Annotated in this window: 21 protein-coding genes and 1 tRNA gene; 14 read left to right on the plus strand and 8 right to left on the minus strand. The window is 57.9% G+C overall.

The window, feature by feature from the left end; genetic code table 11:
• The 5 genes from ACR3E6_RS10285 to ACR3E6_RS10305 all read left to right on the plus strand — a co-directional run bounded on the left by ACR3E6_RS10285 (position 1) and on the right by ACR3E6_RS10305 (position 4,853).
• Positions 1–708, plus strand: a complete 708-nt coding sequence (locus tag ACR3E6_RS10285) for a c-type cytochrome (protein WP_171724371.1) — start codon at positions 1–3, stop codon at positions 706–708.
• Between the two features lie 24 nt (positions 709–732).
• Positions 733–1,995: an NAD(P)/FAD-dependent oxidoreductase gene (locus ACR3E6_RS10290; RefSeq protein ID WP_171638135.1), complete on the plus strand. Its 1,263-nt coding sequence runs from the start codon at positions 733–735 to the stop codon at positions 1,993–1,995.
• A gap of 81 nt (positions 1,996–2,076) precedes the next feature.
• Positions 2,077–2,511 carry a DUF302 domain-containing protein gene (locus ACR3E6_RS10295; RefSeq protein ID WP_171638133.1) on the plus strand — a complete coding sequence of 145 codons (435 nt, stop codon included), beginning with the start codon at positions 2,077–2,079 and terminating at the stop codon, positions 2,509–2,511.
• 1 nt (position 2,512) lies between these two features.
• Positions 2,513–3,736, plus strand: a complete 1,224-nt coding sequence (hemA, locus tag ACR3E6_RS10300; RefSeq protein ID WP_480487000.1) for a 5-aminolevulinate synthase — start codon at positions 2,513–2,515, stop codon at positions 3,734–3,736.
• 58 nt (positions 3,737–3,794) lie between these two features.
• Positions 3,795–4,853, plus strand: a complete 1,059-nt coding sequence (locus ACR3E6_RS10305; RefSeq protein WP_171724368.1) for a YeeE/YedE family protein — start codon at positions 3,795–3,797, stop codon at positions 4,851–4,853.
• A 1-nt stretch (position 4,854) separates the two neighbouring features.
• On the opposite strand, the gene ACR3E6_RS10310 is transcribed toward ACR3E6_RS10305, so the two are convergent.
• Both ACR3E6_RS10310 and ACR3E6_RS10315 read right to left on the minus strand, forming a co-directional pair.
• Positions 4,855–5,799: an MBL fold metallo-hydrolase gene (locus tag ACR3E6_RS10310; protein WP_480487002.1), complete on the minus strand. Its 945-nt coding sequence runs from the start codon at positions 5,797–5,799 to the stop codon at positions 4,855–4,857.
• Positions 5,796–6,722: an MBL fold metallo-hydrolase gene (locus ACR3E6_RS10315; RefSeq protein WP_480487004.1), complete on the minus strand. Its 927-nt coding sequence runs from the start codon at positions 6,720–6,722 to the stop codon at positions 5,796–5,798. The genes ACR3E6_RS10310 and ACR3E6_RS10315 overlap by 4 nt, the downstream gene beginning before the upstream one ends.
• Before the next feature lie 386 nt (positions 6,723–7,108).
• Here ACR3E6_RS10315 and ACR3E6_RS10320 point away from each other — a divergent pair.
• A tRNA-Leu gene (locus tag ACR3E6_RS10320) sits at positions 7,109–7,194 on the plus strand.
• A 96-nt stretch (positions 7,195–7,290) separates the two neighbouring features.
• On the opposite strand, the gene ACR3E6_RS10325 is transcribed toward ACR3E6_RS10320, so the two are convergent.
• Both ACR3E6_RS10325 and ACR3E6_RS10330 read right to left on the minus strand, forming a co-directional pair.
• Complete coding sequence (locus ACR3E6_RS10325) at positions 7,291–7,788, minus strand: hypothetical protein (protein ID WP_245218139.1); 498 nt, start codon at positions 7,786–7,788, stop codon at positions 7,291–7,293.
• Entirely contained in the window at positions 7,781–8,371 is a 591-nt protein-coding gene (locus tag ACR3E6_RS10330) for a response regulator transcription factor (protein WP_480487006.1), read from the minus strand. Before ACR3E6_RS10330 ends, ACR3E6_RS10325 begins: the two co-directional genes overlap by 8 nt.
• Before the next feature lie 763 nt (positions 8,372–9,134).
• Here ACR3E6_RS10330 and ACR3E6_RS10335 point away from each other — a divergent pair.
• The 6 genes from ACR3E6_RS10335 (at position 9,135) to ACR3E6_RS10360 (ending at position 17,829) form a co-directional block, all read left to right on the plus strand.
• The gene (locus ACR3E6_RS10335) at positions 9,135–11,411 is read left to right on the plus strand and encodes a hypothetical protein (protein ID WP_480487008.1); all 2,277 of its coding nucleotides are present in this window, start codon (positions 9,135–9,137) and stop codon (positions 11,409–11,411) included.
• Positions 11,412–11,542: 131 nt separating this feature from the next.
• The gene (locus ACR3E6_RS10340; protein ID WP_480487010.1) at positions 11,543–13,483 is read left to right on the plus strand and encodes a type I secretion protein; all 1,941 of its coding nucleotides are present in this window, start codon (positions 11,543–11,545) and stop codon (positions 13,481–13,483) included.
• 191 nt (positions 13,484–13,674) lie between these two features.
• Positions 13,675–15,738 carry a type I secretion system permease/ATPase gene (locus ACR3E6_RS10345; RefSeq protein ID WP_480487012.1) on the plus strand — a complete coding sequence of 688 codons (2,064 nt, stop codon included), beginning with the start codon at positions 13,675–13,677 and terminating at the stop codon, positions 15,736–15,738.
• 2 nt (positions 15,739–15,740) lie between these two features.
• Positions 15,741–17,093: an HlyD family type I secretion periplasmic adaptor subunit gene (locus tag ACR3E6_RS10350; RefSeq protein WP_171724362.1), complete on the plus strand. Its 1,353-nt coding sequence runs from the start codon at positions 15,741–15,743 to the stop codon at positions 17,091–17,093.
• A 79-nt stretch (positions 17,094–17,172) separates the two neighbouring features.
• Positions 17,173–17,550 carry a rhodanese-like domain-containing protein gene (locus tag ACR3E6_RS10355; RefSeq protein ID WP_209835025.1) on the plus strand — a complete coding sequence of 126 codons (378 nt, stop codon included), beginning with the start codon at positions 17,173–17,175 and terminating at the stop codon, positions 17,548–17,550.
• A 93-nt stretch (positions 17,551–17,643) separates the two neighbouring features.
• Positions 17,644–17,829: a hypothetical protein gene (locus ACR3E6_RS10360; protein WP_152457401.1), complete on the plus strand. Its 186-nt coding sequence runs from the start codon at positions 17,644–17,646 to the stop codon at positions 17,827–17,829.
• On the opposite strand, the gene ACR3E6_RS10365 is transcribed toward ACR3E6_RS10360, so the two are convergent.
• Complete coding sequence (locus tag ACR3E6_RS10365; RefSeq protein WP_171724360.1) at positions 17,830–18,588, minus strand: alpha/beta fold hydrolase; 759 nt, start codon at positions 18,586–18,588, stop codon at positions 17,830–17,832. It lies immediately after the preceding gene.
• A 91-nt stretch (positions 18,589–18,679) separates the two neighbouring features.
• Between ACR3E6_RS10365 and ACR3E6_RS10370 the strand changes: the two genes are divergently transcribed.
• On the plus strand, positions 18,680–19,054 hold the full coding sequence (locus ACR3E6_RS10370) for a hypothetical protein (RefSeq protein ID WP_209547087.1): 375 nt from the start codon (positions 18,680–18,682) through the stop codon (positions 19,052–19,054).
• A gap of 270 nt (positions 19,055–19,324) precedes the next feature.
• On the opposite strand, the gene glyA is transcribed toward ACR3E6_RS10370, so the two are convergent.
• Positions 19,325–20,620 carry a serine hydroxymethyltransferase gene (glyA, locus tag ACR3E6_RS10375; protein ID WP_209547090.1) on the minus strand — a complete coding sequence of 432 codons (1,296 nt, stop codon included), beginning with the start codon at positions 20,618–20,620 and terminating at the stop codon, positions 19,325–19,327.
• Positions 20,621–20,788: 168 nt separating this feature from the next.
• Between glyA and ACR3E6_RS10380 the strand changes: the two genes are divergently transcribed.
• Complete coding sequence (locus ACR3E6_RS10380; RefSeq protein ID WP_245217987.1) at positions 20,789–21,550, plus strand: NAD kinase; 762 nt, start codon at positions 20,789–20,791, stop codon at positions 21,548–21,550.
• Positions 21,551–21,791: 241 nt separating this feature from the next.
• On the opposite strand, the gene ACR3E6_RS10385 is transcribed toward ACR3E6_RS10380, so the two are convergent.
• Both ACR3E6_RS10385 and prpE read right to left on the minus strand, forming a co-directional pair.
• Positions 21,792–23,243 carry an amidase family protein gene (locus ACR3E6_RS10385; protein WP_480487015.1) on the minus strand — a complete coding sequence of 484 codons (1,452 nt, stop codon included), beginning with the start codon at positions 23,241–23,243 and terminating at the stop codon, positions 21,792–21,794.
• Between the two features lie 89 nt (positions 23,244–23,332).
• Complete coding sequence (prpE, locus tag ACR3E6_RS10390; RefSeq protein ID WP_480487017.1) at positions 23,333–25,222, minus strand: propionate-CoA ligase PrpE; 1,890 nt, start codon at positions 25,220–25,222, stop codon at positions 23,333–23,335.
• Positions 25,223–25,564 lie beyond the last annotated feature (342 nt).

A 25,564-nucleotide genomic window follows, 5' to 3' on the forward strand; every position in this document is an offset into this window, starting at 1 on the left:
ATGCGGTGGCCGGACATACTGGCGTGCACGGCGGTCTTGGCGGCTTTCGCCACATCGACCTACGCAACCGAAGACCTTGGTGATGCCGAGGCCGGGAAAACAGTGTTCGCCAAATGCAAGGGCTGCCATCAGGTTGGCGAAGGAGCGGAAAACAAAATCGGCCCGCATCTGAATGGTGTCTTTGGGCGCAAGGCCGCGGGCCTTGACGGTTTCAATTATTCCAAAAGCCTGGTGCGCGCGGGAAATTCGGGTTTGGAATGGCACGCTGACACTCTGTCAGCCTATATCGAAGATCCACGTGCATTTGCGTCGGGCACAAGGATGAGCTTTCGCGGTCTGAAAGACCCGGAAGACCGGGCCAATGTGATTGCCTATTTGCGGGGGTTTTCAGACAACCCTCGGGATATTCCCGAAGCGGACCCAACCGCGAAAGGCACGGACCATTCCGTCGATCCAGCGATCCTGGCGATTCAGGGAGACCCCGAATACGGCGCATATCTCAGCAGCGAATGCACGACGTGCCATCAGATCGAGGGAAGTGACGAGGGTATCCCGTCGATCGTGTATTGGCCCGACGAGGATTTTGTCGTCGCCATGCACGCATACAAGGACAAAAAGCGGCCACACCCGGTTATGCAAATGATCGCCGGAAGGCTGAGCAATGACGAGATCGCGGCCTTGGCCGCATATTTCAATAACCCAGAGTGATTGTGCCCAAGGGGAGGAAACGCGATGACACTCAATAGACGTACATTTCTAGGAGCCGCCGGGGTGGCGGCAGCCGGATTATCTGCACCGATGGTTCTGGCTCAGGGCAGGCCTCGGGTCGTTGTTGTCGGCGGCGGTGCAGGCGGCGCTACGGCTGCCCGCTATATTGCAAAGGACAGCAAAGGTGAGATCGACGTGACGCTGATCGAGCCGTCGCGGACCTACTACACCTGCTTCTTCTCGAACCTGTATCTTGGAGGGTTCCAGGAACTGTCGGATATCGCGCACAGCTATGGCACGCTTGCCGCCGACTATGGGATAAACGTGGTCCACGATTGGGCCATCGGTGTTGACCGCGATGCCAAGACTGTATCATTGGCCGGGGGTGGCTCGGTTCCGTATGACAAGCTGATCCTCAGCCCGGGTATCGATTTTGTCGACGGGGCTGTTGAAGGCTGGGACGTCTCGGCGCAAAACAAGATGCCGCATGCGTACAAGGCCGGCTCGCAGACAGAACTTCTGAAAGCTCAGATCATGGCGATGCCCGAAGGCGGTACTTTTGCGATGGTTGCACCACCAAACCCGTACCGCTGCCCGCCCGGACCCTATGAACGGGTCTCGATGGTTGCGCATGTTCTGAAAGCAAACAATCCCACTGCGAAAATCATCGTGGCGGATCCGAAGCCGAAGTTTTCGAAGATGGCATTGTTCCAGGAAGGCTGGGCAAACCATTACGAAGGCATGGTCGACTGGATTGGTGAAGACTTCGGTGGCGGCAATGTCTCGGTAAACCCGGACGCGATGACGGTGACCATCGACGGAGAAGAGACCACAGTCGACGTCTGCAACGTGATCCCGGCGATGAAAGCCGGACGCATTGCCGAAATGGCTGGAGTGACCGAAGGCAACTGGGCGCCGGTGAACGCCGCGGATATGTCCTCCAAGGCGGATCCGGACATCTATGTCCTGGGCGATGCCAGCCAGCAGGGTGACATGCCGAAATCGGGTTTCTCGGCCAATAGTCAGGCGAAAGTGTGCGCGAATGCCGTGCGGGGCGCGTTGACCGGATCCAAGGTGTTCCCGGCCAAGTTCTCCAACACATGCTGGTCGCTGATCGACACGGATGATGGCGTGAAGGTTGGCGCAACCTACGAGGCGACGCCGGAAAAAATCGCCAAGGTGGACGGGTTCATCAGCCAGACCGGCGAAGATGCCGATCTGAGAAAAGCAACGTATGAAGAGTCGCTGGGTTGGTACGCCGGTATCACCTCGGACATGTTTGGATAGAAGTTTTCGGGGGTTTTGACACGGGTCAAAGCCCCCGAAGCTCAATCTGAGAAACTGCGGCTCAGGAGGAGGATCAAGATCATGAAACACTCAATCATCACGGCCGCGTTCTTTGCAGTCTCTGCCAGTCAAGGGCTTGCCGAGGATATCATCACGACCCCCTTTGACGGAAGTTTTGATGATGCCACCTTTGCGGTCGAGTCCGCAATTGTCGGGCAGGGGCTGGTCATCGACTATGTGAGCCACGTTGGAGAAATGTTGAACCGAACGGGCGCTGATGTCGGCAGCGACAAACAGATATTCGCGGCGGCGGACATCTTTATTTTTTGCTCGGCAAAGATTTCGCGTGAGGTGATGGAAGCTGATCCGATGAATATCGGCTATTGCCCATACGGGATTTTCGTGGCCGAGGACGATGACGGGGTGAAGGTCGGATACCGAAGCTATCCGGACGGCCCAATGCAAAAGGTCCAGACCCTGTTGTCTGGAATCGTTGAAGAGGCCGTTGGGGATTGAAATGAACTACCGGCAGTATTTTCGAGATCAACTTGATCTACTGAAACAGGAAGGAAACTACCGGGTTTTTGCAGACCTCGAACGTCAATGCGGCGCGTTTCCAACGGCGCGCAGTTACGCAGGGGGTGGTCCCGAACAAGTCACTGTCTGGTGCTCGAACGACTATCTTGGAATGGGACAGCATCCCAAGGTTCTTGCGGCCATGCACGAGGCGATCGACAGATGCGGTGCAGGTGCCGGTGGGACGCGGAATATCTCGGGGACCACGCACGAACATGTGCTTCTGGAGCAGGAGCTTGCGGACCTTCACGGCAAGGACGCAGCATTGCTGTTCACGTCCGGCTACGTATCCAATTGGGCGGCCTTGGGAACCTTGGCGTCCGGCATCCCCGGAATCACGGTACTGTCCGACGAATTGAACCATGCCTCGATGATCGAGGGGATTCGTCACAGCCGTTGTCAAAAGCGGATCTGGAAGCACAACGATCTTGAAGACCTTGAAAGGCAACTTGCGGACCTGCCTGCAAATGCGCCCAAGCTGATCGCGTTTGAAAGCGTCTATTCCATGGACGGCGATATTGCACCGATTGCCGAGGTCTGTGATCTGGCGGACCGGTATGGCGCGATGACCTATCTGGATGAGGTTCACGCGGTCGGGCTGTACGGTCCGCGCGGCGGGGGCATCGCCGAGCGCGAGGGCCTGATGGACCGCCTGACCGTGATTGAAGGGACTTTGGGCAAGGCGTTCGGCGTGGTCGGCGGGTACATCGCGGCGTCGAAGGAGCTTGTCGACTTTGTCAGGTCCTTTGCTAGCGGGTTTATTTTCACCACTGCTTTGCCTCCGGCCGTGGCGGCAGGAGCTGCGGCTTCGGTGAAGCACCTGAAGCAAAGCAATGCAGAGCGGCAACAGCACAAAAAGCGCGTGCGCGAAGTCCGGGACAGGCTGGACGATCTGGGTATTCCCCATACACCGAACCCAAGCCATATCATTCCGGTCATGGTCGGCGATCCGGTCAAGTGTCGATTCATTTCGGATGTGCTGATGCGTGATTATGGGATCTACATCCAGCCCATCAACTATCCAACTGTCCCCAAAGGAACGGAACGTCTGCGGATTACGCCGTCGCCGGTGCACACCTGTGAAGACGTGGACCGGCTGGTATCTGCATTGGGTGAGTTATGGACGCAATGCCAATTGGCACGCAGGCCAATGGCTGCGCAATGACGCTGACGAATTGACCAAAGACAAAGACACACACGCAACGAAGTGAGAGTTTCTGTCCATGGAGAGGCTCATCGATTTGCTAGGAGACCCGGGCACCCTGGCGTTTGCCGGAGTGCTGGTCGGTATCCTGTTCGGCGTGACGGCTCAGAAGTCCCATTTTTGTTTGCGCGCATCGACGGTGGAAGTCGCCGAAGGTAAGTTTGGCCCCCGCTTGGCGGTTTGGCTGATCGCCTTTACCGCGGCACTGACGCTTGTACAGGCGCTTGTCTCGCTTGAATTGCTGGACCTTTCCGAGGCACGCGCCATCGCGTCCACCGGCAGCCTTAGCGGTGCGGTTATTGGTGGGGCGATGTTTGGCATCGGCATGGTTCTTGCGCGCGGATGCGCATCTCGCCTGCTGGTATTGGCCTCGTGCGGCAATCTACGAGCACTTGTGACAGGGTTGATTTTGACCTTGGTGGCTCAGGCCGCCTACACAGGCGTTCTCAGCCCGGCCCGTGAAGCGATTTCCGGTCTGTGGACCATCTCAGGAGGTGCAGAGCGCGATCTTGCAGAAATAATGGGGTTCCCCCCATCGGTCTATTCGGCCGTCGCCGCAATTGGATTTGTCTTGTCGATCGTGTTTGCCCTTCACAGGAAAGTCGCGCCTGCAAAGATCGTGACAGCCGCCGGAGTTGGCGGGGCAGTGGCGCTTGGCTGGTTCATGACGTTTTCCATCGCGCAGGCATCTTTTGAGGTCGTCCCCGTGTCTTCGGTGACGTTTACCGGCCCGGCCACAGACACGCTGATGGCGTTGGTTGCAGAGCGAAATGTGGTGCTGTCTTTCGGTATCGGTCTTGTGCCGGGCGTGGCCATTGGGGCAGCAGGATCTGCCATCATTTCCAGCGAGTGGAGGATCGAGCGTTTTGGCTCGGACACTCCGATGGAACGGTACCTCGTCGGAGCTGTCCTCATGGGATTCGGGGCGATGCTGGCCGGAGGTTGCGCCGTGGGCGCGGGACTTTCAGGCGGGTCCGCCCTGTCATTGACAGCCTGGCTTGCAGTTTTCTTCATGTGGGTTGGGGCGATAGGCACGCACAGGTTTTTGATGCGGCTGCCGGTATTGCAGCATTCCTGACTTACTCGAACTCCATCTGTTCGAAAACGCGTCCGGCGTTCTTGGTTGCCAGTTCCTCGAACGCGTCCAGATGGGCATAGGGGGACTGATCGACATAATAGGCTTCGGTCAGATCGCCGCCCGCATCCATATGTTCTTGAATCCTGGTTCGCAGATACACCAGGTAATCGCGCGTATAACGGCGCACCTGATCCATATTCGTGGGATGACCGTGCCCGGGTATGACATATGTGGCATTCAAAGCCTCGAACTCGTTGTCCCAGGTTTCCAGCCAATCCGCGGTATAGGTATCCTGAAAGATCGGCAGCATGCGCTCGTGGAATGCCATGTCACCCGCGATGACAAGGCTTTGGTTCGGCAACCAGATCGAGATATCGCCGGGGCTGTGGGCCGGTCCGAGGTATTTGGCCTCGATCCGGAAGTCGCCCATCTCGATCACGTATTCATCATCGAATGTCTCGGTTGGGCCTGCCAGAAACGTGCCCTCTGCCTTGTCCTGATTGTATCGTTTCATTCCCTCCAGAATCTGAGGGCCATATTCCTCGAACTCAGCTGCTGCATCCGAATGGGCGACGATTGGAACCCCGATTTCCGACCAGTAGGCATTGCCAAGCATCGCGTGCCCCTGACCGTTCTCGTTGAAGACAAGCGTGACCGGCTGATCCGTAATCGCCTGAATTTCCTTGTGAAGTGCCTCGGCAAGGACATAGGCGGCACCGCCGTTGACAACGACCACGCCCTCACCTGTTACGATGAAGCTCAGGTTGTTGTTGTGACCAGAGTTTTCGTAGGTCGGCGGAGCGGTTGCGCCAATGGCGGAATAGACGCCAGGGATGAATTCGACCGGCTTGGAATACAGAACGCTTTGCGGATACTGGTCTGCAATATCCTCGCTTGCCCAGGCCGGTGTGACGAAAGCAACCGCAATCACGAATGATCGTATCATGACGCCTCTCCAATGAATCTGTAGGCAGGACCGGTCTTTTCGACGCGGCCAATTCCACCGTTCGGCAGGTGGAAGCCGATTATTCTCATTTCCTCTTCGGAAACCTGATCCAGAAGTGAGTAACGCGCAGCTGCGGCGACCTGGGGATCCTGATCCGTTCCACTGTGCCAATCGGGGTGTTCAAAGGCCACGTGCGGATTTCCCAGCGCGTCGCCGACGACCATTACGGACTCATTCCCATTTCGAAGCTCAAAAGCCATGTGACCGGGCGTGTGCCCAAAGCTTGCCCGTGCCGCAATGCCCGGAAGTATCTCTTGCCCATCCTCGAAGAACGCGACCTGATCCTCAATTGCTTCCAATCGCCGTTTTGCACCGGCCGCGAACGCGGTGCGATCGTCACCTATCGTGTCCACCGTTGAGGGGTTCCACCAGTAATCCCATTCTTTGCGTCCAATGAGGTGCGTCGCATTAGGGAAAAGCAGGTCGTCGAAATCATCCAGAACACCCCAGATATGATCCGGGTGCGCGTGGGTGAAAACCACATGCGTGACACTTTCGGGCGACAAGCCAATTGCTTCAAAAGTTTCCATAAGTTTGCCCGATGTGGGCATGAAGTCCGGCCCCGCTCCAGCATCGAACAGCACGGTGTTTTCGTCATCCCGATAAAGCGTGACGTTGCACTCTGGCTCGTACTTGGTCGCGTCCGCTTGATTGCGGGTCAGGAATTGCTCGACCGCCTCTTTGGGCATGGCTCCGAAAACAACATCAGGTGGCAATGACAGGTATCCGTCTGACACGGTCGTAATTCGGGCTGAAGGACCGAGCCGCAGCTCTGCCTGAACGATTCTGGCTTGAGCTCCAAGTGCTGCAAGACACGTGGCATTGAACAGGAAGCTGCGTCGGGACAAAGGAATTTCACTCATACGCAATCATTAAAATGAATATTTTTATTTGTAAACGATGGAAGCACCAACAAAGGATCATTCCAAGACGCTGAAAAACCGGCCAGGTCTTCTTTGCGATTGGGCGAAGAACGGTTCTCAGCGGTGGCAAATGGACGCGACACCAAGGTCATGCGCAAAGTGAACGCACAGCGCAATCCGCGCGAAGATGGATTGCCGAGGAAGGGATGATGTCGGAAAGGCGATTGTCACGTGACCTCGAAACAGGGAAGGGACCCAGCCGAAGAACGACGGCGATGGCAGACACAGCTTTCCACCGAAAAATCCCGGTCCATCTGCGTCAAAGCGCATTGTTCTCATCCCGCTGTGCTTGTAAGGAAATTGCACGGCCCCAGGGGCTGCGCCGTGCGGGCGTGATGGAATGGTAGACATATCAGACTTAAAATCTGAAGGGCGTATGCCCGTGTGGGTTCGAGTCCCACCGCCCGCACCAAAAAATCTCGGTGACTTATGCGTGCGTGGCAGGTGGCGCCGTGGGGGACGCGCGGGTGCTGCGAGGGGCCCACTCAACTCTGCTGTGCGACCGAGCCTAAACCGGAAACCCCAATTGTCGGATCAGTTTCCAAATGTCCCTGTTCGCGGCTGACAGCTGATCAACGACTGCTTCGATTTGGAGCAGGGCATTGTCGTCGACGGTATCTTCGCGGCCTAGTTTTATGTCGGTTTTGCGGTCAGCGATCCGCATAAGGATCGTTTTCGGGTTTCCGCTTTCAGGGTCGAAGGAATAGATGCAATGGTTGTACTTGTTGCGGATGCCAGAAAGCTTGGCCAGCCTTTGCGTATGTTCAAGGATCGGATCTCGGACCTGGGCAGGGCGCCCTTCCATTTTTGCAAGTCTTTCAACCAGATCTATTCGCGCGCGGGTGGTGTTCAAAGTCAGAAAGATGATTACGGCCACGTCCTTGGACGTTCCGGTTAGGCCGGCGATCAGATGGATCAGCAGGCTTTCGGTGTTTGTCCACATATAGTTCAGCCTGCCGACCAAAAGGATCAGGCGGTCGAACCGGGCTTCGAACGGATCAGTCAAGGGCGGTCTGCTGCGCCTCATGAGGCGCAACCTCGAAATAGAAATGAGCAGCCGCCGTCCGGTTGCTGACGCCAATCTTTCCGACAACGTTATGCATGTGCAGCTTGACCGTGTGTTCCGTGATGCCCAGCTTGGCCGCAATCAATTTGTTGCTTTTGCCTTCTGAAACCAGTTGCAAAACCTGTTTTTCGCGGCGTGTCAGCTTGGAATACTGTACGTGCCGATCTGCGCCGTTGGAAGTAATGGCCTCCCGTCGCCGTGGTCTCTCGGGCGCGCGCTGACAGGGGGGTGAAACACAGTCAGCCAGAAAGCTGGGAAGATAAAGTTCCTCGTGCATCAGCAGTCTGAGGATGGCGCGCCACGCGTCCGGTGCCACGTTCATCGGTAAAAAGCCGACATCTCCAAACTGCGCGCGGTTCCAGCCTTCGAACAGGTGTCGGGCGGATTCCTCTTTGCGATAGGCGAAAGCAAGACAGCCGGAACCTGCACTTTTGGTGTATGCATCGGCGCGCGTCAAAAGGTCCTCGATCAACATCTGATCCACAACGACGATCTTGCCGCTGTCCGGAACATGTGTGTGCATTGCCTCGAGTGTTTCGAAGCGAAAAGCGCGGACGCCAAATTCAGTTTGAACGCTTCTTAGAGTTTGATTTGAATAGAATAGTTCTTTCCCGAGGAAGACAATCGAAAAATCTTCTGAATAAAAACTCTGATTGCCGGTTTCATTGTTCAAAGACTCACTCATTATATTCCCTCACAAAACGGGGTTAACCGGAAATGGCTTTATCGAAATGGAATTGCCGGTGAAAAAGTAGTTAACTAATCAAAGAATTACGTGAGGTTTATTGTAGCTGAAAACGTGATTTTCTACAACCAGACGGTATAGTTCAAGTGCCTTAGATATAGAACTATTGTTTAGGTTTTTCGGTGTGGCATTGTGTAACCATTGGAAACAATTGCATTATTTTTTATTGTTTTCTTAATTTAGAACTTTTTGATCCAGTTCGGCTAAAGTTCCACTGCATTCTCAAAATAAACAATAAAAACAATATGTTAATCTCACCAGAACTTTCAGTTAGCTAGTCGCAAGCGTGCGTCACTGCGAACATGGTCAGGCTTTAATTGTGAAAGCGTCTGTCCCTGCCGCGCCCGTTCCTTGCGTATTTCAGCATCGATTGTGAACGGTCGCGTATTCGGCTTAGCCGGGAAAGGAGGTGGCCTAAAGAAAACGACGGTGGACCGCATTCAGCGTGTTTGAACGCTGTGCGGGTATTTTAGTTTCAATCACGCCCGTTGCCGCTTTGTAGATGAATGGCGGTCAGGCGTTCCAGAAATGGGAATTTGTTATGAGACGTAATGTAAACAATACAAACGTAACGACCGTTGACGAAATTGTTGTCGAAAACCTGGAAGCTCCGGTTGATGTTGAAATTCAGGTTGATGAGGCTCTTGTCGAAGCCGATGTGACTGCGCAGCAACAGCAGCAGGACCAAAATGTAGAAAACGCCAACGAGCAGGGCCAGGATCAGGGCCAAGACCAAGGTCAGGACCAGGGTCAGGATCAGGACCAGGGTCAGGATCAGGACCAGGGTCAGGATCAAGACCAGACGCTTAATGCCGGCGACAACACCAACGACAACTCCAACAGCAACTCAATCAACATCGATTTCGGCGGCGGTGAGTGGATTCCGCGCGACGATGATCAGGTTGATCTGGATCTTGGTGACTCGGCGACAGTGGGTGACGTGATCACTGCTGGCCGCGATCTGACCTATGATCCAGGCGATGACATGAATCTGGATATCTCGATGGACGACGCCGGAACGGCAATGTCATCCGTGAACAGCCAGGTCGCCAGCCTGAGCGACGACGACACGCTTGATTCACCGACCGTATCCAACAACGCCGACTTCACCCAGAACGGCGATGCCAATGGCGGCACGGCAACTGCGGCTGAAGGTATCAGCTCGGATGCCAACGGTGGAAAATCTGGCGACGGTGGAACCAGTTACGGTGGAGCGGCCGATTCATCAACCTTGGGCAGCCACGCGTGGGCTGACGGTGGTGATACCGGCAGTGCAGATGCCGATTCCAGCGCCGGCCGGGGCGGATCGACCGGTGACGCAAGCAATGCCAGCAATGGTGTTGGTATGGCGGGCGCAGGATCCGACGGTGACAGCGCCGGTGGAGATGGCGGTGCCGCGGATAGTTCGGCTTCGTCCGACAATGATGGCAGCACAAGTGCCGATGGCAGCGGAACCGGCGGAGCCGGCGGCAGCGCGGATTCGTTTGGTCTGGGTCTGGGCCTGGGTCTGTCCGGTTCGAACGCAGCCGGTAACGCAAACGGCGGCGACAGCGATTCCGACTCGACAGGAACCGGGACCGGAACGGCGGACAACGCTGCGGATGCGTCCGGCGCGGATGGTGGCGATGGTAATGCTGCGGCAGATGGTTCGGCTTCGAACACCAGCGACAGCAACACCGATGCGAATGACGCCACTGCGGGTGACAACACTGCTGACGGCTCTGCTGACAGCGGCGCGGACAGCTCGGCTGACGGCTCTGGCGGAACGGGAACCGGTGGTGACGGATCCGGCGGTGACGGCACTGGCGGTGACGGCACCGGTGGCGACGGTACCGGCGGCGACGGCGAAGGTGGATTCGGCGCGATGGTCGAAGCTGCAATCATGGCTTTGCAGGAAGAGCTGGGCATGATTGACGCCGAAGCAGGCGAAGGCGGCGACGGTACCGGCGGTGACGGCACCGGTGGCGACGGCACGGCCGGCGACGGTTCAGGTGGCGACGGCTCGGGCGGCGACGGCTCCGGTGGGACCGCTGATGCGGATTCCGATGCGCAGGGTGTTGGCGATCAGTCGGCAAGCGGGCCGGATATCGACCAGAGCCCCGGCGACGTGAACGGCGCGGCCAGCAACTCGCAGGACACCGACGGCAGCGGCGGTAACGGCGGGTCGAACGCAGCAGATGGCGCAGCGGATGCGGCCGGTACCGGAACATCGGCTGCCGACGGCGACGGCGGCGCGGGCGGTAGCACAACGCCAACATCGACGTCTACCGGCAACGGAGCCGGGTCTGCCGACGCGGCCAATACCGCAGGCAACGGCGGAGCTGCCGACATCTTCGGAGACGCCGACACAAACGGTGCGGCTGACAGCTTGGCCGAAGCAATTGCCGGATACGGTGGCGAAGGCAGTTCCGACAATGACGCCACATCGACTGGGTCGGGCGACGCAGCTGGTGCGGCCGACTCGGGCAACGGTGGTGCCGGTGGCGCATCCGCCGCGAACGGCGGAACCAGCGGAGCTTCGATGGGCACTGCAACGTCAGGCGATACCATGGGTGGCATGATCACCGGTGGTAACGGTGGCGGCGCCTATTCAGGTGACGGTGGTGCCGGCGGCAATGGTGGTGCCTGGGGCGCGAACAATGGTGGCGATGGCATCGTGACCGGCGAGTCCTATGCATCGGCGGCAGCTGTCGTTGATACGTCTGCGTTCAACCAGTCGATCATCATGGGCGCCAACGTCCTGGGCAACACGGTCGATACGACCATGGTGGGTGGTTCGATGACCATGTCCCACGCCAGCGACGACACGGACGTTTAAGTCAAAAGGCGGGGCTCGCATTTTCGGGCCTTGCTACCCTTCGAAAATGCCGGGGCCGCAAAACGCGGCCCCGGCCCAACTGAACCCAAAGCGGAAATTACGAGCCGCCGCGGGCAAAAAGGAAAACCGACATGGCACTTGACGGTATTACGGAAACGATAGCGCATTTTGTTGGAACTTTTGAGCTTACGATAGAACAAGCCCGCCTGAGGGATCAGTACGAGGAATTCAGCGCCCTGAGGCGTAAAGCCGAAATAGACGGGCTTGAAGAGCCTACCTCGATCAACATCAAAGCTGATCTGGATATCCCAGCGGGCGAATACAAAGCCCTGCCATTCAATTTTCTTCCCTCTCAACCAGAACTTCCGTTGCCAAAAGCTCCTGTCGGGCCGGTGCATGAGTCGGTCATCGTCCTTAACGGTGACAGCGCGGAATCCACGCGATTTGTTCCAGACAGCATATCCGGCCCGTCTTCTGCACCGGAACTGATTATTCTGCGACCGGATACGGTGCCATTGGGTTCGGCACTGACATTCACCGTGCAAAAGGTGGTCATGCGCGACAACGACACGGTGGGAGAAGGGGACTTTCGCGATACCGAAGCGCTGATCGCCCAGGGCGAAGAGATGATGGACATGGCGCTGTCGCTTCATGCCATGGCGGCCCCTTCGCTTTCGCTCGCGGATTACAAGTCGACCGAAATGCTCGAGGCGCTGGCCGAACAGATGTTGGCCCCGGCAAACGCGAATATAGACGGGGTCACGGTACATCAGTTTCATGGCGATGATGCGTTGGGGGTGATCGTAAACGGCAAGTACGTTGACGAAGCTCCGGTATGGACAGACATCCTGCCTGCGTTCCATCAGCCGGATGAAGCCGGAGAGGATGAGACAGAGGCCATGCTTCCGGCCGAGTGGGATCAGTCGAAAGATCCAGACTTTGACGACGGACACCTGGTCGTGACCGGAGGGAACCTTGCGATCAATGCTGTCTCGGCATCTATAGGTTGGGTTGATGCCCCCTATATCGCCGTCGGAGGGCAGGCGATCAGCCTGACCGCCATCAGCCAGGTCGCGCTTGTGTCAGATTGGGATGTGGGGGCGCCGGGAACGGGCAGCGGCACCAATGTGATTCAGTCCTCGAAGATCGAAGTCGAAGGCCGAGAGGCCCCCTGGCTGGACAATGGCACCGGAACAACCGGACAGCCCGAGTTCATCGTTGTGGATTGGGTCCACGGTGATCTGGTTGTGGCCAACTTCGTCAAGCAAGCTATCGACGCCACGGATATAGACAACATACAGACCGAGATTTCGGCCGCATCGACCTTGTACGCGCTGGGCGACAACGAAATGTTCAATGTCACCGACATCGTGCAGCTGGGCAGCTTTTACGACCTGATCATGATCGACGGGAATATGATTTCCGTGGACATGTTGTACCAGACCAACGCCCTGATGGATGACGATATCATCAACGGCGGTATGCCCGGCGCAATGGCCGGAGATGATGAAAACGTGATCATGAATGACGCGTCGGTCAAAACGATAGGCGCAGATACACATCAGGATCTGCAGCAGAACCTGTCCGACGCCATGGCGCTTGATCAAACGGACATCGATGCCTTGGAGAGCGCGCTGCTCAACGATCCCTTGTTCGCAGGAATGGAACAGTTGCGCGTGCTCAAGATCGACGGAGACTTGTTGCAGGTGAACATTGTTGAACAGGTCACCATGATGCTGGATCAGGATCAAATTGACCTGTCCGGTCAAAGTGCCGCCGATACCGATGTCGTCGCAGGCAGCAACGCCCTGTTGAACTCTGTCAATCTGACCAAAATGGGTGTGGATTCGACGGTTATGGCCGCTGACGGATCTTATTCTGACCTGCTGCTTCATCAGGCCAGCCTGATTGACGTGCCAGACAACCAAGAAATCACAGATATGACCAACGAGGCGATCGCCGCAATCATGGCGGACATGTCTGTGCCGCAACCGGATGCCGCCCTGGCACTGGACGCACAATCCACTGACACAACGACACCAGATGACGGCCTGCAATCCATGCTGGCCTGACCCCCCAAGTTTTTATCGAGTGACCAGAAGGTTTGTATATGTCGATTGTTTTTTCGTCGCGCCGTCCACTCTTATCCAGTCCCTTGGACAGGCAGGGCGGTTTGGGCCCGAAGCGCCAGCGCGCAGACGGTGGGGCAGATCCAGCGACACAACGGGTCAAAGCCCGGTTGCACCTGACGCAGGAGATGCGCGTGTCTGAGTCAGATCCAGATTCGACGGTTGAAACCGAAGCGCCACAGCAATCCGAAGACCAAAAACACTCACGCGAACGACGGCGCGCTGATCCTCCCCATCAGCGTGCGCAGCCGCAACCCGCGCAAGATGAAGAAACGGCGGGTGGCGGCAATGGGGTGGCCGACGCCGACGGCCCGGATCCGGCATCCGCCGGGGACTCAACTGCGCGCAAGACCCCCTCTGCACGCTCATCCGGTGGGAACGGCATTGGCACCACGATCGAGGCCAAGGCAAACCAGCCACTGTTGCAAACGAATTCCGGCGGCGGTGATGGGAACGGGCCACCCCAAACCTTCCACAAACGCACCCCGCCCGAAGATTTCCAGCGCACGCTGCGCGTTTCGATGCGGGCGATCCGGCGCAATCTTGCGTTTGTTCTGGTCCTGACCTGCGCCACGAACATCCTGATCCTGGCGATCCCGATCTATCTGTTCCAGATCAGTGACCGTGTTCTGACCAGCCGGTCGCTGGATACGCTGATCATGCTGACGGCCATCGTGGCAGGGGCGGTGATCTTCCAGTCTGCTTTTGATGCGGTGCGGCGGTTCATGCTCATGCGGACCGGGGTCGAAGTGGCGGCCCGGCTGGGCGCACCGGTTCTGAGCGCGGCGGCCCATGCGTCGCTGCACGGAAACGGGCGCGAGTATCAGACATTGGGCGATCTGCAACAGCTTCGCGGTTTTCTGGTCTCGGGCACGCTGCTTTCATTTCTGGACGTGCCGTTTGCGCCGCTGTTCATCCTGATGATTTTCCTGGTGCATCCGCAACTGGGCATGATCGTGGTGGTTACTGCGCTGATCCTGATGACGATTGCGCTGATCAACCAGAAAATGACTGCCAAGCCGTTTGCCGAGGCCAACAAGGCACAGTCCATGGCGAACCTGCATCTGGATTCGATGTCTCGCAACAGCCAGATCATCAACGCCTTGGCAATGATCCCCGAAGCCGTGCGGATCTGGGGGCGGGACACTGCCCAATCGCTGACCTGGCAGGTGCGGGCGCAGGACCGCAACGTGATCTTTGCTTCAATCTCGCGCGCCGTTCGCCTTTTGACGCAGATCGGAATTCTGGGTTGGGGCGCGTTTCTGGCGCTGCAAGGAGAGATCACAGGCGGTATGGTGATTGCGGCCTCGATCATTGCCGGACGTGCCTTTGCGCCAATCGAAGGTTCGATTGAAGGGTGGAACAGCTATCTGCTGACTCGCGGAGCTTACGGCCGGATCAAGGCGCTGTTGTCGACCTCGGCCCTGCAATACGAAAAACTGCGTCTGCCACGCCCCGAAGGTCGGCTGGATGTCGAACGCCTGCTCTATGTACCGGGCGGAACCAAACGCGTGGTTCTGAACGGCATCACGTTCTCGCTGGTTCCCGGTGAAACTTTGGCCATCATCGGTAATTCCGGTGCCGGGAAAACCACGCTTGGGAAAACTCTGGTGGGATCCATTCTGCCCACATCGGGCAGCGTAAGGCTTGACCTGATGGACATCCGAAACTGGGACCCGCGCCAGTTTGGCGAAAGCATCGGCTACCTGCCGCAGGATGTTCAGCTGTTCCCGGGCACGATCAAGGACAATATCGGCCGGATGCGGGCGGATGCCACTGACGAACAGATCCACGATGCCGCCGTTCTGGCCGATGTTCACAACATGATTGCAACGCTGCCGCAGGGATATGAGACCGTGGTGGCCGCTGATGGCTCGCCTTTGTCCGGTGGTCAGAAGCAGCGTATCGCACTGGCGCGGGCGTTCTTCGGCAACCCCAGAATGGTTGTGCTGGATGAACCGAATTCAAATCTCGACGTCGCGGGCGACAAGGCGCTGGCATGTGCGATCGAACAGGCGCGTCAAAGCAAGATCACCGTTGTCGTCATTACGCAGAAGCCAACGTTGTTGAATGTTGTCGACAAGATCATGCTGCTGACGGACGGGCGTGTGGCCCTGTTTGGTCAACGTGATCAGGTTCTTCAGCAGATCAACGGGCCGCGCAAGCAGACTGGAATTGAAGGCCAGCAGGGGGGCTGACCATGAATGACCTCGTACCTGTGAACAACTCAGCCAATGAACCAGAAGTCTGGTATGCCGAGGTTCCGCGCTCGATCAACAGGTTGATAGTGATCGGGGTGGTCTTGCTTGTCGTGTGCTTCGGCGGTTTCGGGGTATGGTCCTTCAGTGCCCCGCTGGCCGCAGCGGTCATCGCGCAAGGCAGTTTTGTGGCCACGGGCCGCAACAAGATTGTCCAACATCTTGAAGGCGGCATCATCGAAGACATCAAGGTTGTGGAAGGTCAGGCGGTTCAGGCAGGTCAGGTTCTGATGACCCTGGACCAGACCTCGGCCCAGGCCAATGAACGTGAATTGCATATTCGCAAGCTGCGCCTTCAGGCCATGACCGAGCGGTTGCTGGCCGAGTACGGGGAGCGCGACCGCCTTGTGTTTTCGCAGGCGCTTGTCAAAGCATCCGACGATCCTGAAGTAATGGCCATTCTGGATGGGCAAAAGCTCAGCTTCGATGTGTCGCGCAAGACGCTGCTGAATGACTTGGCCCTGCTGGAGCGCAACATGGAAGCACTGAAAATCCGATCAAGCGGATTTGAGGCGCAGCTGGACAGCATGGCACGGCGCGCCGAGATCTTGCAGGAGGAGTTCGAGGCCAAGAGCCAACTGTTCGAAAAGGGCCTTGTCCGCAAAGGGGAGTTGAACACGATCCGTCGTGTTCAGGCCGAAGCCGAAGGTCAGCAGGCCCGGTTGCAGGCGGAAGCCGCTGAAATCAACCAGATGCTGCTGAAATATGACGAACAGATCGCGCGCACGCGGTCCGCCTATCGTGAGGCCGCACTGGATGAACTGGGCGTGATCGAAGCCGATCTGGAAAGCGTGCGTGAAAAATCCCGACAGGCGCGCAGCGTTCTTGACCGGGCCGTGGTGCGTGCGCCGGTAACCGGAACGGTGGTGCGATTGCATTATCACACGCCGGGCGGTGTGATTGAGACCGGGGAACCGATAGCCGAGATCCTGCCCGCAGATGCGCCCCTGATCATCGAGGCACAGATTCCGCGTACCGAGATTGACAGTGTCGTCACGGGGCAGACCGCCACAGTCCGCCTGATCGCATTGAACCAACGTACGACGCCTGTTTTGTATGGCGAGGTCTTCTATATCTCGGCCGATGCGCTGCTTGAGGATTCGACCGGTGTTCCGCAGGAAGTCTATCTGGCACGAGTCTCACTGACCCCGGATGAGTTGCAGCGCGTGCGCGGCTTTGTTCCGACACCGGGGATGCCCGCTGAAATCATGATCCAGACCGAGGAGCGCACCTTTGCGGCCTATATCGCCAAACCGGTATCAGACAGCATGTCGCGGGCGTTTCGCGAGCAGTAACACGCGCGTTTCCTTCCATGTCTACACCTTCCAAAATTCGCATGTTAACCTCTGCGCGGTGACGTAAAGGAGAACTCACATGCCGGTGACGGTGAAAGAGATGATGGAGGCGGCCAACGCGGTGGTCGAGCGTATCGATGCGGCCAAGGCAAAGGCGATGACCGAACAGGGGGCGCTGCTGTTGGACATACGCGATGCGAATGAGCTGGAACACACGGGCCGCGCCGTTGGGGCGCATCATATACCCCGGAGCATGCTGGAGTTTCGAGCAGACGATGCATTGCAATCACATGACCCTGCACTGCGCAAGGATCGCCCCATCGTGTTGTACTGCGCATCAGGCGGGCGCGCGGCTTTGGCCGGAAAACTCCTGAAGGATATGGGATACCAGAGGGTGTACAATCTTGGTGGATTGACGGACTGGGTGAATGGGGGCGGTGAAATCGCCAAATCCTAGTTTCGGAACCGTCTGCATCTGACACAAATCAAAGCGCAACACATTCGAATCGTGAAATATTTGGCCGGAAGCCATCAAAAGGAAAACCCGGTCATGTTTCGCCTTGCCGCTATGCTGTATTCCCTGATTGCAACTGCTCTGTCTGGTTCGGCCGTTATTGCCGTGCTTTCAGCTGGAATGGTATCCGTCAGCGCAATTGTGGGCGCCGCGGCCGCTGGGGCCGTAATCGCGGCTCCGGCATCCTGGATGGTGGCCAGGCGGCTGTATCAAGGCGCTTGATCAGGCGTTCAGGAAGGTCCTGACGGCAGCTTCGAACTCGCGCGGTTTTTCGGCGTGCAGCCAGTGCCCGGCGCCGGGGATCTTGGCAAATCGCGCGCCGGGAAACAGAGCGCGGATTTTGGCCCGATGTTCCGGCAAGACGTAATCTGACTCGCCCCCCGACAGGAACAGCGCGGCGCCTAACCACTGGGCGTCCAACTCGGGAAAGCCCATGATATTTGGCATCTGGTCCGCCAACACGTCCAGGTTCAACAACCAACGCTTTCCCTTGATGTCCAGCGATTGGGTGAAGAAGCTCTGCAATGCTTTTTCAACGCCTTGCTCGGCCAATTGTTGCTCGGCATCCGAGCGGCGTGCAATGCGCGAGAAGTCCACGGCACGCATGGCCTCGATGAACTGAATTTGGCTGTGCGTGTATTTCACCGGCGCAATATCTGCGACCACCAGTTTGTTCACCAGCGCGCCGTGTTGCAGCGCAAGTGTCATCGCTGCCTTGCCGCCCATTGAATGCCCAAGTACGTCCGCCGTCCCGCCGATCCGTTCGATGACCTCGGCGATATCCTGCGCCAGATGGGGATAGTCATGACAAGCGTCCCACGCGCTGTAGGCATGGTTACGCATATCGACGGCCACAACCTGCCGCTGGTCTGATAGCCGTCTGGCAATCACGCCCCAGTTTCGGGCCGATCCATACAGGCCGTGGGCAATGACAAGGGGCGGTCGGGCGGTCGGTTCGCCATGTATGATGGTGTTCAGCATGTACCGCGTGATACAAGCCACCGCCGGAAACGACCAGCCCCATTGTAGGTCATAGACGCTGCCGCTAGATTGCCTCCGCAGGAGGCCACCAATGCCGCAGGACCCAGACATTCAGACCCGGATCGCCGAAACGGTTGTGTTGCTGCGCGCAAAGCTCGGAGTGCGCGACAAGACGCTCGAGGCATCGATCCGCAAGGCCAGGCGCCGACTGCCGCGGCGCGTCTATAAGCAGGCCTTGATTCTGGCCCGGGCCGAGGCGATGGCGTCTCATCCCAAACTGAGGCTGGTTCTGGATAACCCCAGGCTGATCAAGGCGTCCGACGTGGTGCAGGAACATCTGGGGTCCATCAATCTTGCGGATCGCAGATGGGGGTGGTTCCTTGGTCTGCTGGGGGGGCTGGCCTTCAACATGCTGGCACTGACGACACTGTTGCTGGTTTTTCTGTGGTGGCGCGGCTTGATCTGAGCTTGGATTCCGGACAACGCGCCAAGGTCTGAACATGGCGCAAACCCCTGTGTGCGGTAACATCGAATGCACGGAGTCGGTGTGACCAGCGCGGAAGGCTGATCGGGGCGGAAAAAGCGCGTATTGACCAGAATGGCTTGGGCGACCGTGGGGCCCGGGACCTTGCCCAAAACATCGGATTTGCGCTGGGCGAGATCCAGACCGTTTTCAGGAATCTGACGCAAAAAAACGGCGCCTCAAGGCGCCGTTCCGTGTTTGAGGGTGGACCAGTTACAGGTTCGGATAGATCGGGAATTTGGCGCAGAGGTCTGCGACCTCGGCCTTGACCTTGGCTTCGACGGCGCCGTTGCCGTCTTCGCCATTGGCGGCCAGGCCGTCGACCACTTCGATGATCCAGTCGGCGATCTGGCGGAATTCGACCTCGCCGAAGCCGCGGGTGGTGCCGGCGGGCGAACCCAGACGGATGCCCGACGTGATGGTCGGCTTTTCCGGATCAAACGGCACACCGTTCTTGTTGCAGGTGATATGCGCCCGGCCCAAGGCCTTTTCGGTGGCGTTGCCCTTGACGCCTTTGGGGCGCAGGTCGACCAGCACCACATGGGTGTCGGTGCCGTGGGTCACCGTGTCCAGACCGCCCTTGATCAGCTGATCCGACAGCGCCTGGGCGTTGGTGATCACCTGCTGGATGTAGGACTTGAACTCGGGCCGCAGCGCCTCGCCAAAGGCCACGGCCTTGGCCGCGATCACATGCATCAGCGGGCCGCCCTGAATGCCGGGGAAGATGGCCGAGTTCACTTTCTTGGCGATATCTTCATCATTGGTCAGGATCATGCCGCCGCGCGGGCCGCGCAGGGTCTTGTGCGTGGTGGTGGTGGCCACATGCGCATGCGGGAAGGGGCTGGGATGTTCGCCCGCCGCAACCAGACCGGCAAAATGCGCCATGTCCACGTGCAGATAGGCCCCGACCATGTCGGCAATCTGACGCATGCGGGCAAAGTCGATCTGGCGCGGGATGGCCGAACCGCCGGCGATGATCAGCTTGGGCTGGTGCTCTTTCGCCAGCGCCTCGACCTGATCGTAATCCAGCATGTTGTCCTGCTGGCGCACGCCGTATTGCACCGCGTTGAACCACTTGCCCGACTGGTTCGGGCGGGCGCCGTGGGTCAGGTGGCCACCGGCATCCAGGCTCATGCCCAGAATGGTGTCGCCGGGCTTGATCAGTGCCTGAAACACGCCCTGGTTGGCCTGAGAGCCGGAATTGGGCTGCACGTTGGCGAATTCACAGCCGAACAGCTGCTTGGCGCGGTCGATGGCCAGGTTTTCGGCGATGTCGACGAACTGGCAGCCGCCATAATAGCGGCGGCCGGGATAGCCTTCGGCGTATTTGTTGGTCATCACCGAGCCCTGCGCCTCCATCACGGCGGCAGAGACGATATTCTCGGACGCGATCAGCTCGATCTCGTCGCGCTGACGACCCAGTTCCGACGTGATCGAGCCAAAAAGCTCGGGATCACGATCAGAAAGGGACTGGGTGAAAAATCCGGTATCACGAAGATTGGCGTTCATGGGCGCTCCACATGGCTGGGTAAAAATCTTGCGGATTTCCTATCGGAAACGCCACATTCGCAAAAGGCTTAAAGCGACGATTTGGCCCGCTGCGGCGTCAAGACTGGCCTATCGGGGAAAGGTATGTTTGTTTCGGAACCAAATGTGCAGCACCGGAAACCGGAAAACATGAAAAAAAGAATCGCCTTTCTTGCCAGTGAGGTCAAAGTGGCGCAAACGGCCCGGGATATTCTGGTGTCCAAACACGGTAATGTGGCGCCCCGCGACGCAGATGTTGTGGTTGCTCTTGGGGGTGATGGCTTCATGTTGCACACTTTGTACAATGTGCAGCATCTCGATACTCCGGTTTACGGGATGAATCGCGGCACGATCGGCTTTCTGATGAATGAGTATCACGAAGACGATCTGATGGCGCGGTTGGAGGATGCCGAAGAAGAGGTTATCAACCCGTTGGCCATGCAGGCGATGGACCAATCAGGAAAACTGCACCAAGCCTTGGCGATCAACGAAGTGTCATTGCTACGCGCCGGTCCTCAGGCAGCAAGGCTCAAGATCAGCGTAGACGACCGGGTGCGCATGGCCGAATTGGTCTGTGACGGGGCATTACTTGCCACTCCTGCGGGATCGACCGCCTATAACTATTCCGCGCATGGGCCGATTGTTCCGATTGGCGCTGACGTTCTGGCCCTGACACCCATCGCGGCGTTTCGCCCACGGCGGTGGCGCGGTGCCTTGTTGCCGAAAATGGCGAAAGTCAGGTTCGATGTGGTCGAAGCTGACAAGCGACCCGTCATCGTGGCTGCTGATTCCGTTTCTTTCCCGGATATAGACTGGGTCGAGATCAGGTCGGAACCAGCCATTGCGCACCGTATCCTTTTCGACCCCGGCCATGGGTTGGAAGAGCGTCTAATATCTGAACAATTCACGTAAAATCGGCCATCTCCGAATTTTTTCTCACGCCTATGTGAAGCAGTTCACAGGAATTCCCTTAACGATTGGCTAATGTGAAATTGCCCGGAGAACACGCCAAGGTGGGAGTGAGTGGCCACCTGAACGGCGTATTCGAATGATTGCGCAGATTTTGCGCTGGCGAGGGTGGGTGGTGCTACGCTCGTCATCAGAAATCCGGGCTTATTTTAGCAGTCGGACCCCGGGTACAATGTCCCGGGGTCTATTTTTTGCAGCCGCCCTGCAACTCTGACTTCTCCCAAAGCGGCAGGCACATTTGGCCCACGCGTGCCTCGATTGCCGAGGCCGCATCCACCGCCAGATCTTCGCGCCAGCGCTGTGCTGCAATCTGAACATTGATCGGCTGTGGGCCCTTTGGCAATTCAGCCAGCCGGGCCGGGACACATGCCGCAGGCAGGCCCAGAAAGTTCATCGCATAGGAATAAACGGCGCACCCCAGAACCTCATGCACTCCGTCGGCGCCTTCGGTGTCCCGGTCAGGTTTGAAGAACGGCTGTGGCAGGAAAGGCGACAGCACCAAAGGGTAATCTTGTAAAAACAGGGACCATTCCCGCGCATAGTGGCTTCGTTTGGCCAGCATCTGAACCATCTCGGTTTCGACAATTGGCGGGAACTCCTGGAAATAGACCGCAAAGATATTCTGAATGGTTTTCGAACCGACCGTTTCGATATCTGATTGCATGAGCGTGAGCACTTCGCCCATCAGCGTACGGTAACCGATCCGACCGCATTCAAATACATCAGGCGGGTCAATCTCTTGCACCACATAACCCGCATCGGTCAGTGCGTCCCGTGCCGTGTCGAGCGCTTTTTCCACCTCGGGGTGCAGGGCATAGCCGAATGTGTTCTTGGTGAAGGCTACCTTGACGGGCGCGTCGGGATCAGGACCACGCCAGGGCATCGGCACGTGAAACGGGTCACGCGCGTCGGCGGCGATCAGGCTGGGCATGGACAGATGCAGGTCAGCAGCCGACCGGGTTATCAGACCCTGAACTGACATCGACTGCGCCAGCAAACCGCGTTCGACTTTCTGGCTTGGGTTCCACGCCGGGACACGCCCCAGCCCGGGTTTCACGGTCACGGCTCCGTTGGCCGCCGCGGGAAAGCGCAGGCTGCCGCCGATATCGTTGCCGTGGGCCAGCGCGCCGATTCCGGCCATGACCGCGACGCCAGCCCCACCGGAAGAGCCGCCGGGCGAGATATGCCGCCCCCAGGGGTTGTGCGTACGCCCATACAGCGGATTGTCCGTGTCGGCGCGGAAAGAGAACTCGGGCGTGTTGGTTCGCCCGACAACAACAGCCCCTGCCTTTAGCAGATTGCTCACAACCGGGGCGTCATCCGGTGCAATCACATCTTTCAATGCGACGACACCGTTGGTTGTGGCATGGCCTTTTTGGTCAACGTTCACCTTGATCGTGACCGGCACGCCATGCAGCGGACCCGTGGGTTTGCCGCCAGCCCGCGCATTGTCCAGCGCTTCGGCACGTTCCAACGCTTGCTCGCGCAGGTCTTCCACCACCGCATTCAAACCGGGGTTGACCTCATCCATTCGCTCGATCGAGGCCCGAACCGCCTCGGTTGCACTCAGGTCGCCGCGTCTTGTCAGGGTGGTCAGGTCTGTGGCGCTGAGACGCCAGATATCGGTTTGTGTCATGGGTCCTCACTGTCTTAACGTGACAGTAGAGGGGCTGCTTCCGGTTGCAAGAGAAGACAAAAAATGGGCGGCTAATGCCGCCCCTCGGGTTACTTGGCGTAACCGATTGTCTGCAAGGCCTCTTTGATCTCGTCAAGAATGGCTGGATCATCGATCGTTGCAGGCATTTTGTAATCCTGACCGTCTGCAATCGACACCATCGTACCCCGCAGGATTTTACCCGAACGTGTCTTGGGCAACCTGTCGACGACGACGGCCAGTTTAAAGGCCGCCACCGGGCCGATCTTTTCCCGCACCATCTTGACGACCTCCTGAACCACGTCGCCATGATCCCGATCAGCGCCGGCATTCAGGCACAGGAACCCAACGGGCATCTGACCTTTAAGCTGATCCGATACGCCGATCACCGCGCATTCCGCGACGTCCGGGTGAGCGGCAAGCACTTCCTCCATCCCCCCGGTCGACAGGCGGTGACCCGCGACGTTGATGACGTCATCGGTGCGGGCCATGATGTAAAGATATCCGTCCTCGTCGATCATGCCGGCATCGCCGGTTTCATAATACCCGGGGAAATGCTCCAGATATGACTTCCGGAACCGTTCTTCGGCGTTCCACAAGGTCGGCAGGGTGCCCGGAGGCAATGGCAGTTTGACCGCGATGGCCCCCAGTTCGCCGGCTTTCATTGGGTGGCCGCCTTCGTCGAGAATTTGCACATCATAGCCGGGCATCGGTTTCGCGGGCGAACCCAGCTTAATCGGAAGCTCTTCGATACCCAGCGGATTTCCGGCGATGGACCATCCGGTTTCGGTCTGCCACCAATGGTCGATCACCGGAACCTTCAGCGCATCCTGCGCCCAGATGATGGTGTCGGGGTCAGCCCGTTCCCCCGCAAGATACAGTGCCCGTAGATGAGACAGATCGTACTTGGCGATCAATTCGCCTTTGGGGTCTTCTCGTTTCACGGCACGGATCGCCGTAGGGGCGGTGAAGAAGCTTTTAACCTTGTGTTCCGAGATCACGCGCCAGAAGGTTCCCGCATCAGGGGTGCCGACCGGTTTGCCTTCGAACACAATCGTCGTGTTGCCGTGGATCAGGGGGGCATAGCAGATATAGGAATGTCCAACGACCCAACCCACATCGGATGCCGCCCAGAATACATCACCGGGATCAACGTCATAAATGTTCTTCATGGTCCAGTTCAGTGCCACCAGATGTCCGGCAGTGGGACGCACGACACCCTTGGGTGCCCCCGTGGTGCCCGATGTGTACAGGATGTAGGCCGGATCATTGCCGTCGACGGGAACACATTCCGCCGGTTCGACACCGTACTGGAACCCGTGCCAGTTGTAGTCGCGCCCTTCGATCAACTGCGCAACTTCCTGTTCGCGCTGAAAGATGACGCAGAAATCCGGCTTGTGCTCGGCAAGTTCGATGGCACCGTCCAGAAGCGGCTTGTAGTGCACGACCCGGCCAGGTTCCATACCACAGGACGCGGCAATGACGGCTTTGGGTTTGGCGTCGTCGATGCGAACTGCCAGTTCGTTGCTGGCAAATCCGCCGAACACAACGGAATGCACAGCGCCCAGACGTGCGCAGGCCAGCATCGCCTCAAGCGCCTCGGGGATCATCGGCATGTAGATGATGACGCGGTCACCTTTCTCGATACCTTTCGCCCGCAGCGCGCCGGCAAGATTGGCCACGCGGTTGCGCAGCTCGACATAGGAAATCTCGCGCTTGGTATGGGTGATCGGGCTGTCATAGATGATGGCGGTCTGCTCGCCGCGCCCGTTTTCCACGTGGCGGTCCACGGCGTTCCAGCAGGTATTGACCCGTGCGTCGCTGAACCATTCGTACAAAGGCGCGTTGTCGTCGAACAGAGCTTTGCTGGGTTCTTTGACCCAATCGATCCCCTTGGCGGCGTCCATCCAGAACGCCTCGGGGTCTTTCTTCCAACTGTCATAAACGTCCTGATACGCCATCTCGTCCTCCTCACAACGACTTGGTCTTTGTGTTAGGACCCAGAAAACTATCGGGCAAGCGCGTCAAATGACGACGCGTCAGTTTATCGCAAAATATTTGCAGTAATTCGCGCAACAGCTTGCAAATTTTTGCAAACATCTTTTCCAGCATTGGATTTTCTGCGCCAAAGAGGCCATTTTGCAAACTTGCAAATTCGACTGTGCAAAAGATCACGTCCGAGGCGACTCGGCGCGAGGCCTATTCGTCCTTCTTCCGCGTACCCCACGGCTTCCACGGAGATGCAACGACATATAGCAGTCAAAAGGTGAGAATTGTGTTAACCGCACCCCCGTAGGGGATGC

The organism is Ruegeria sp. AL3 (assembly GCF_056536065.1).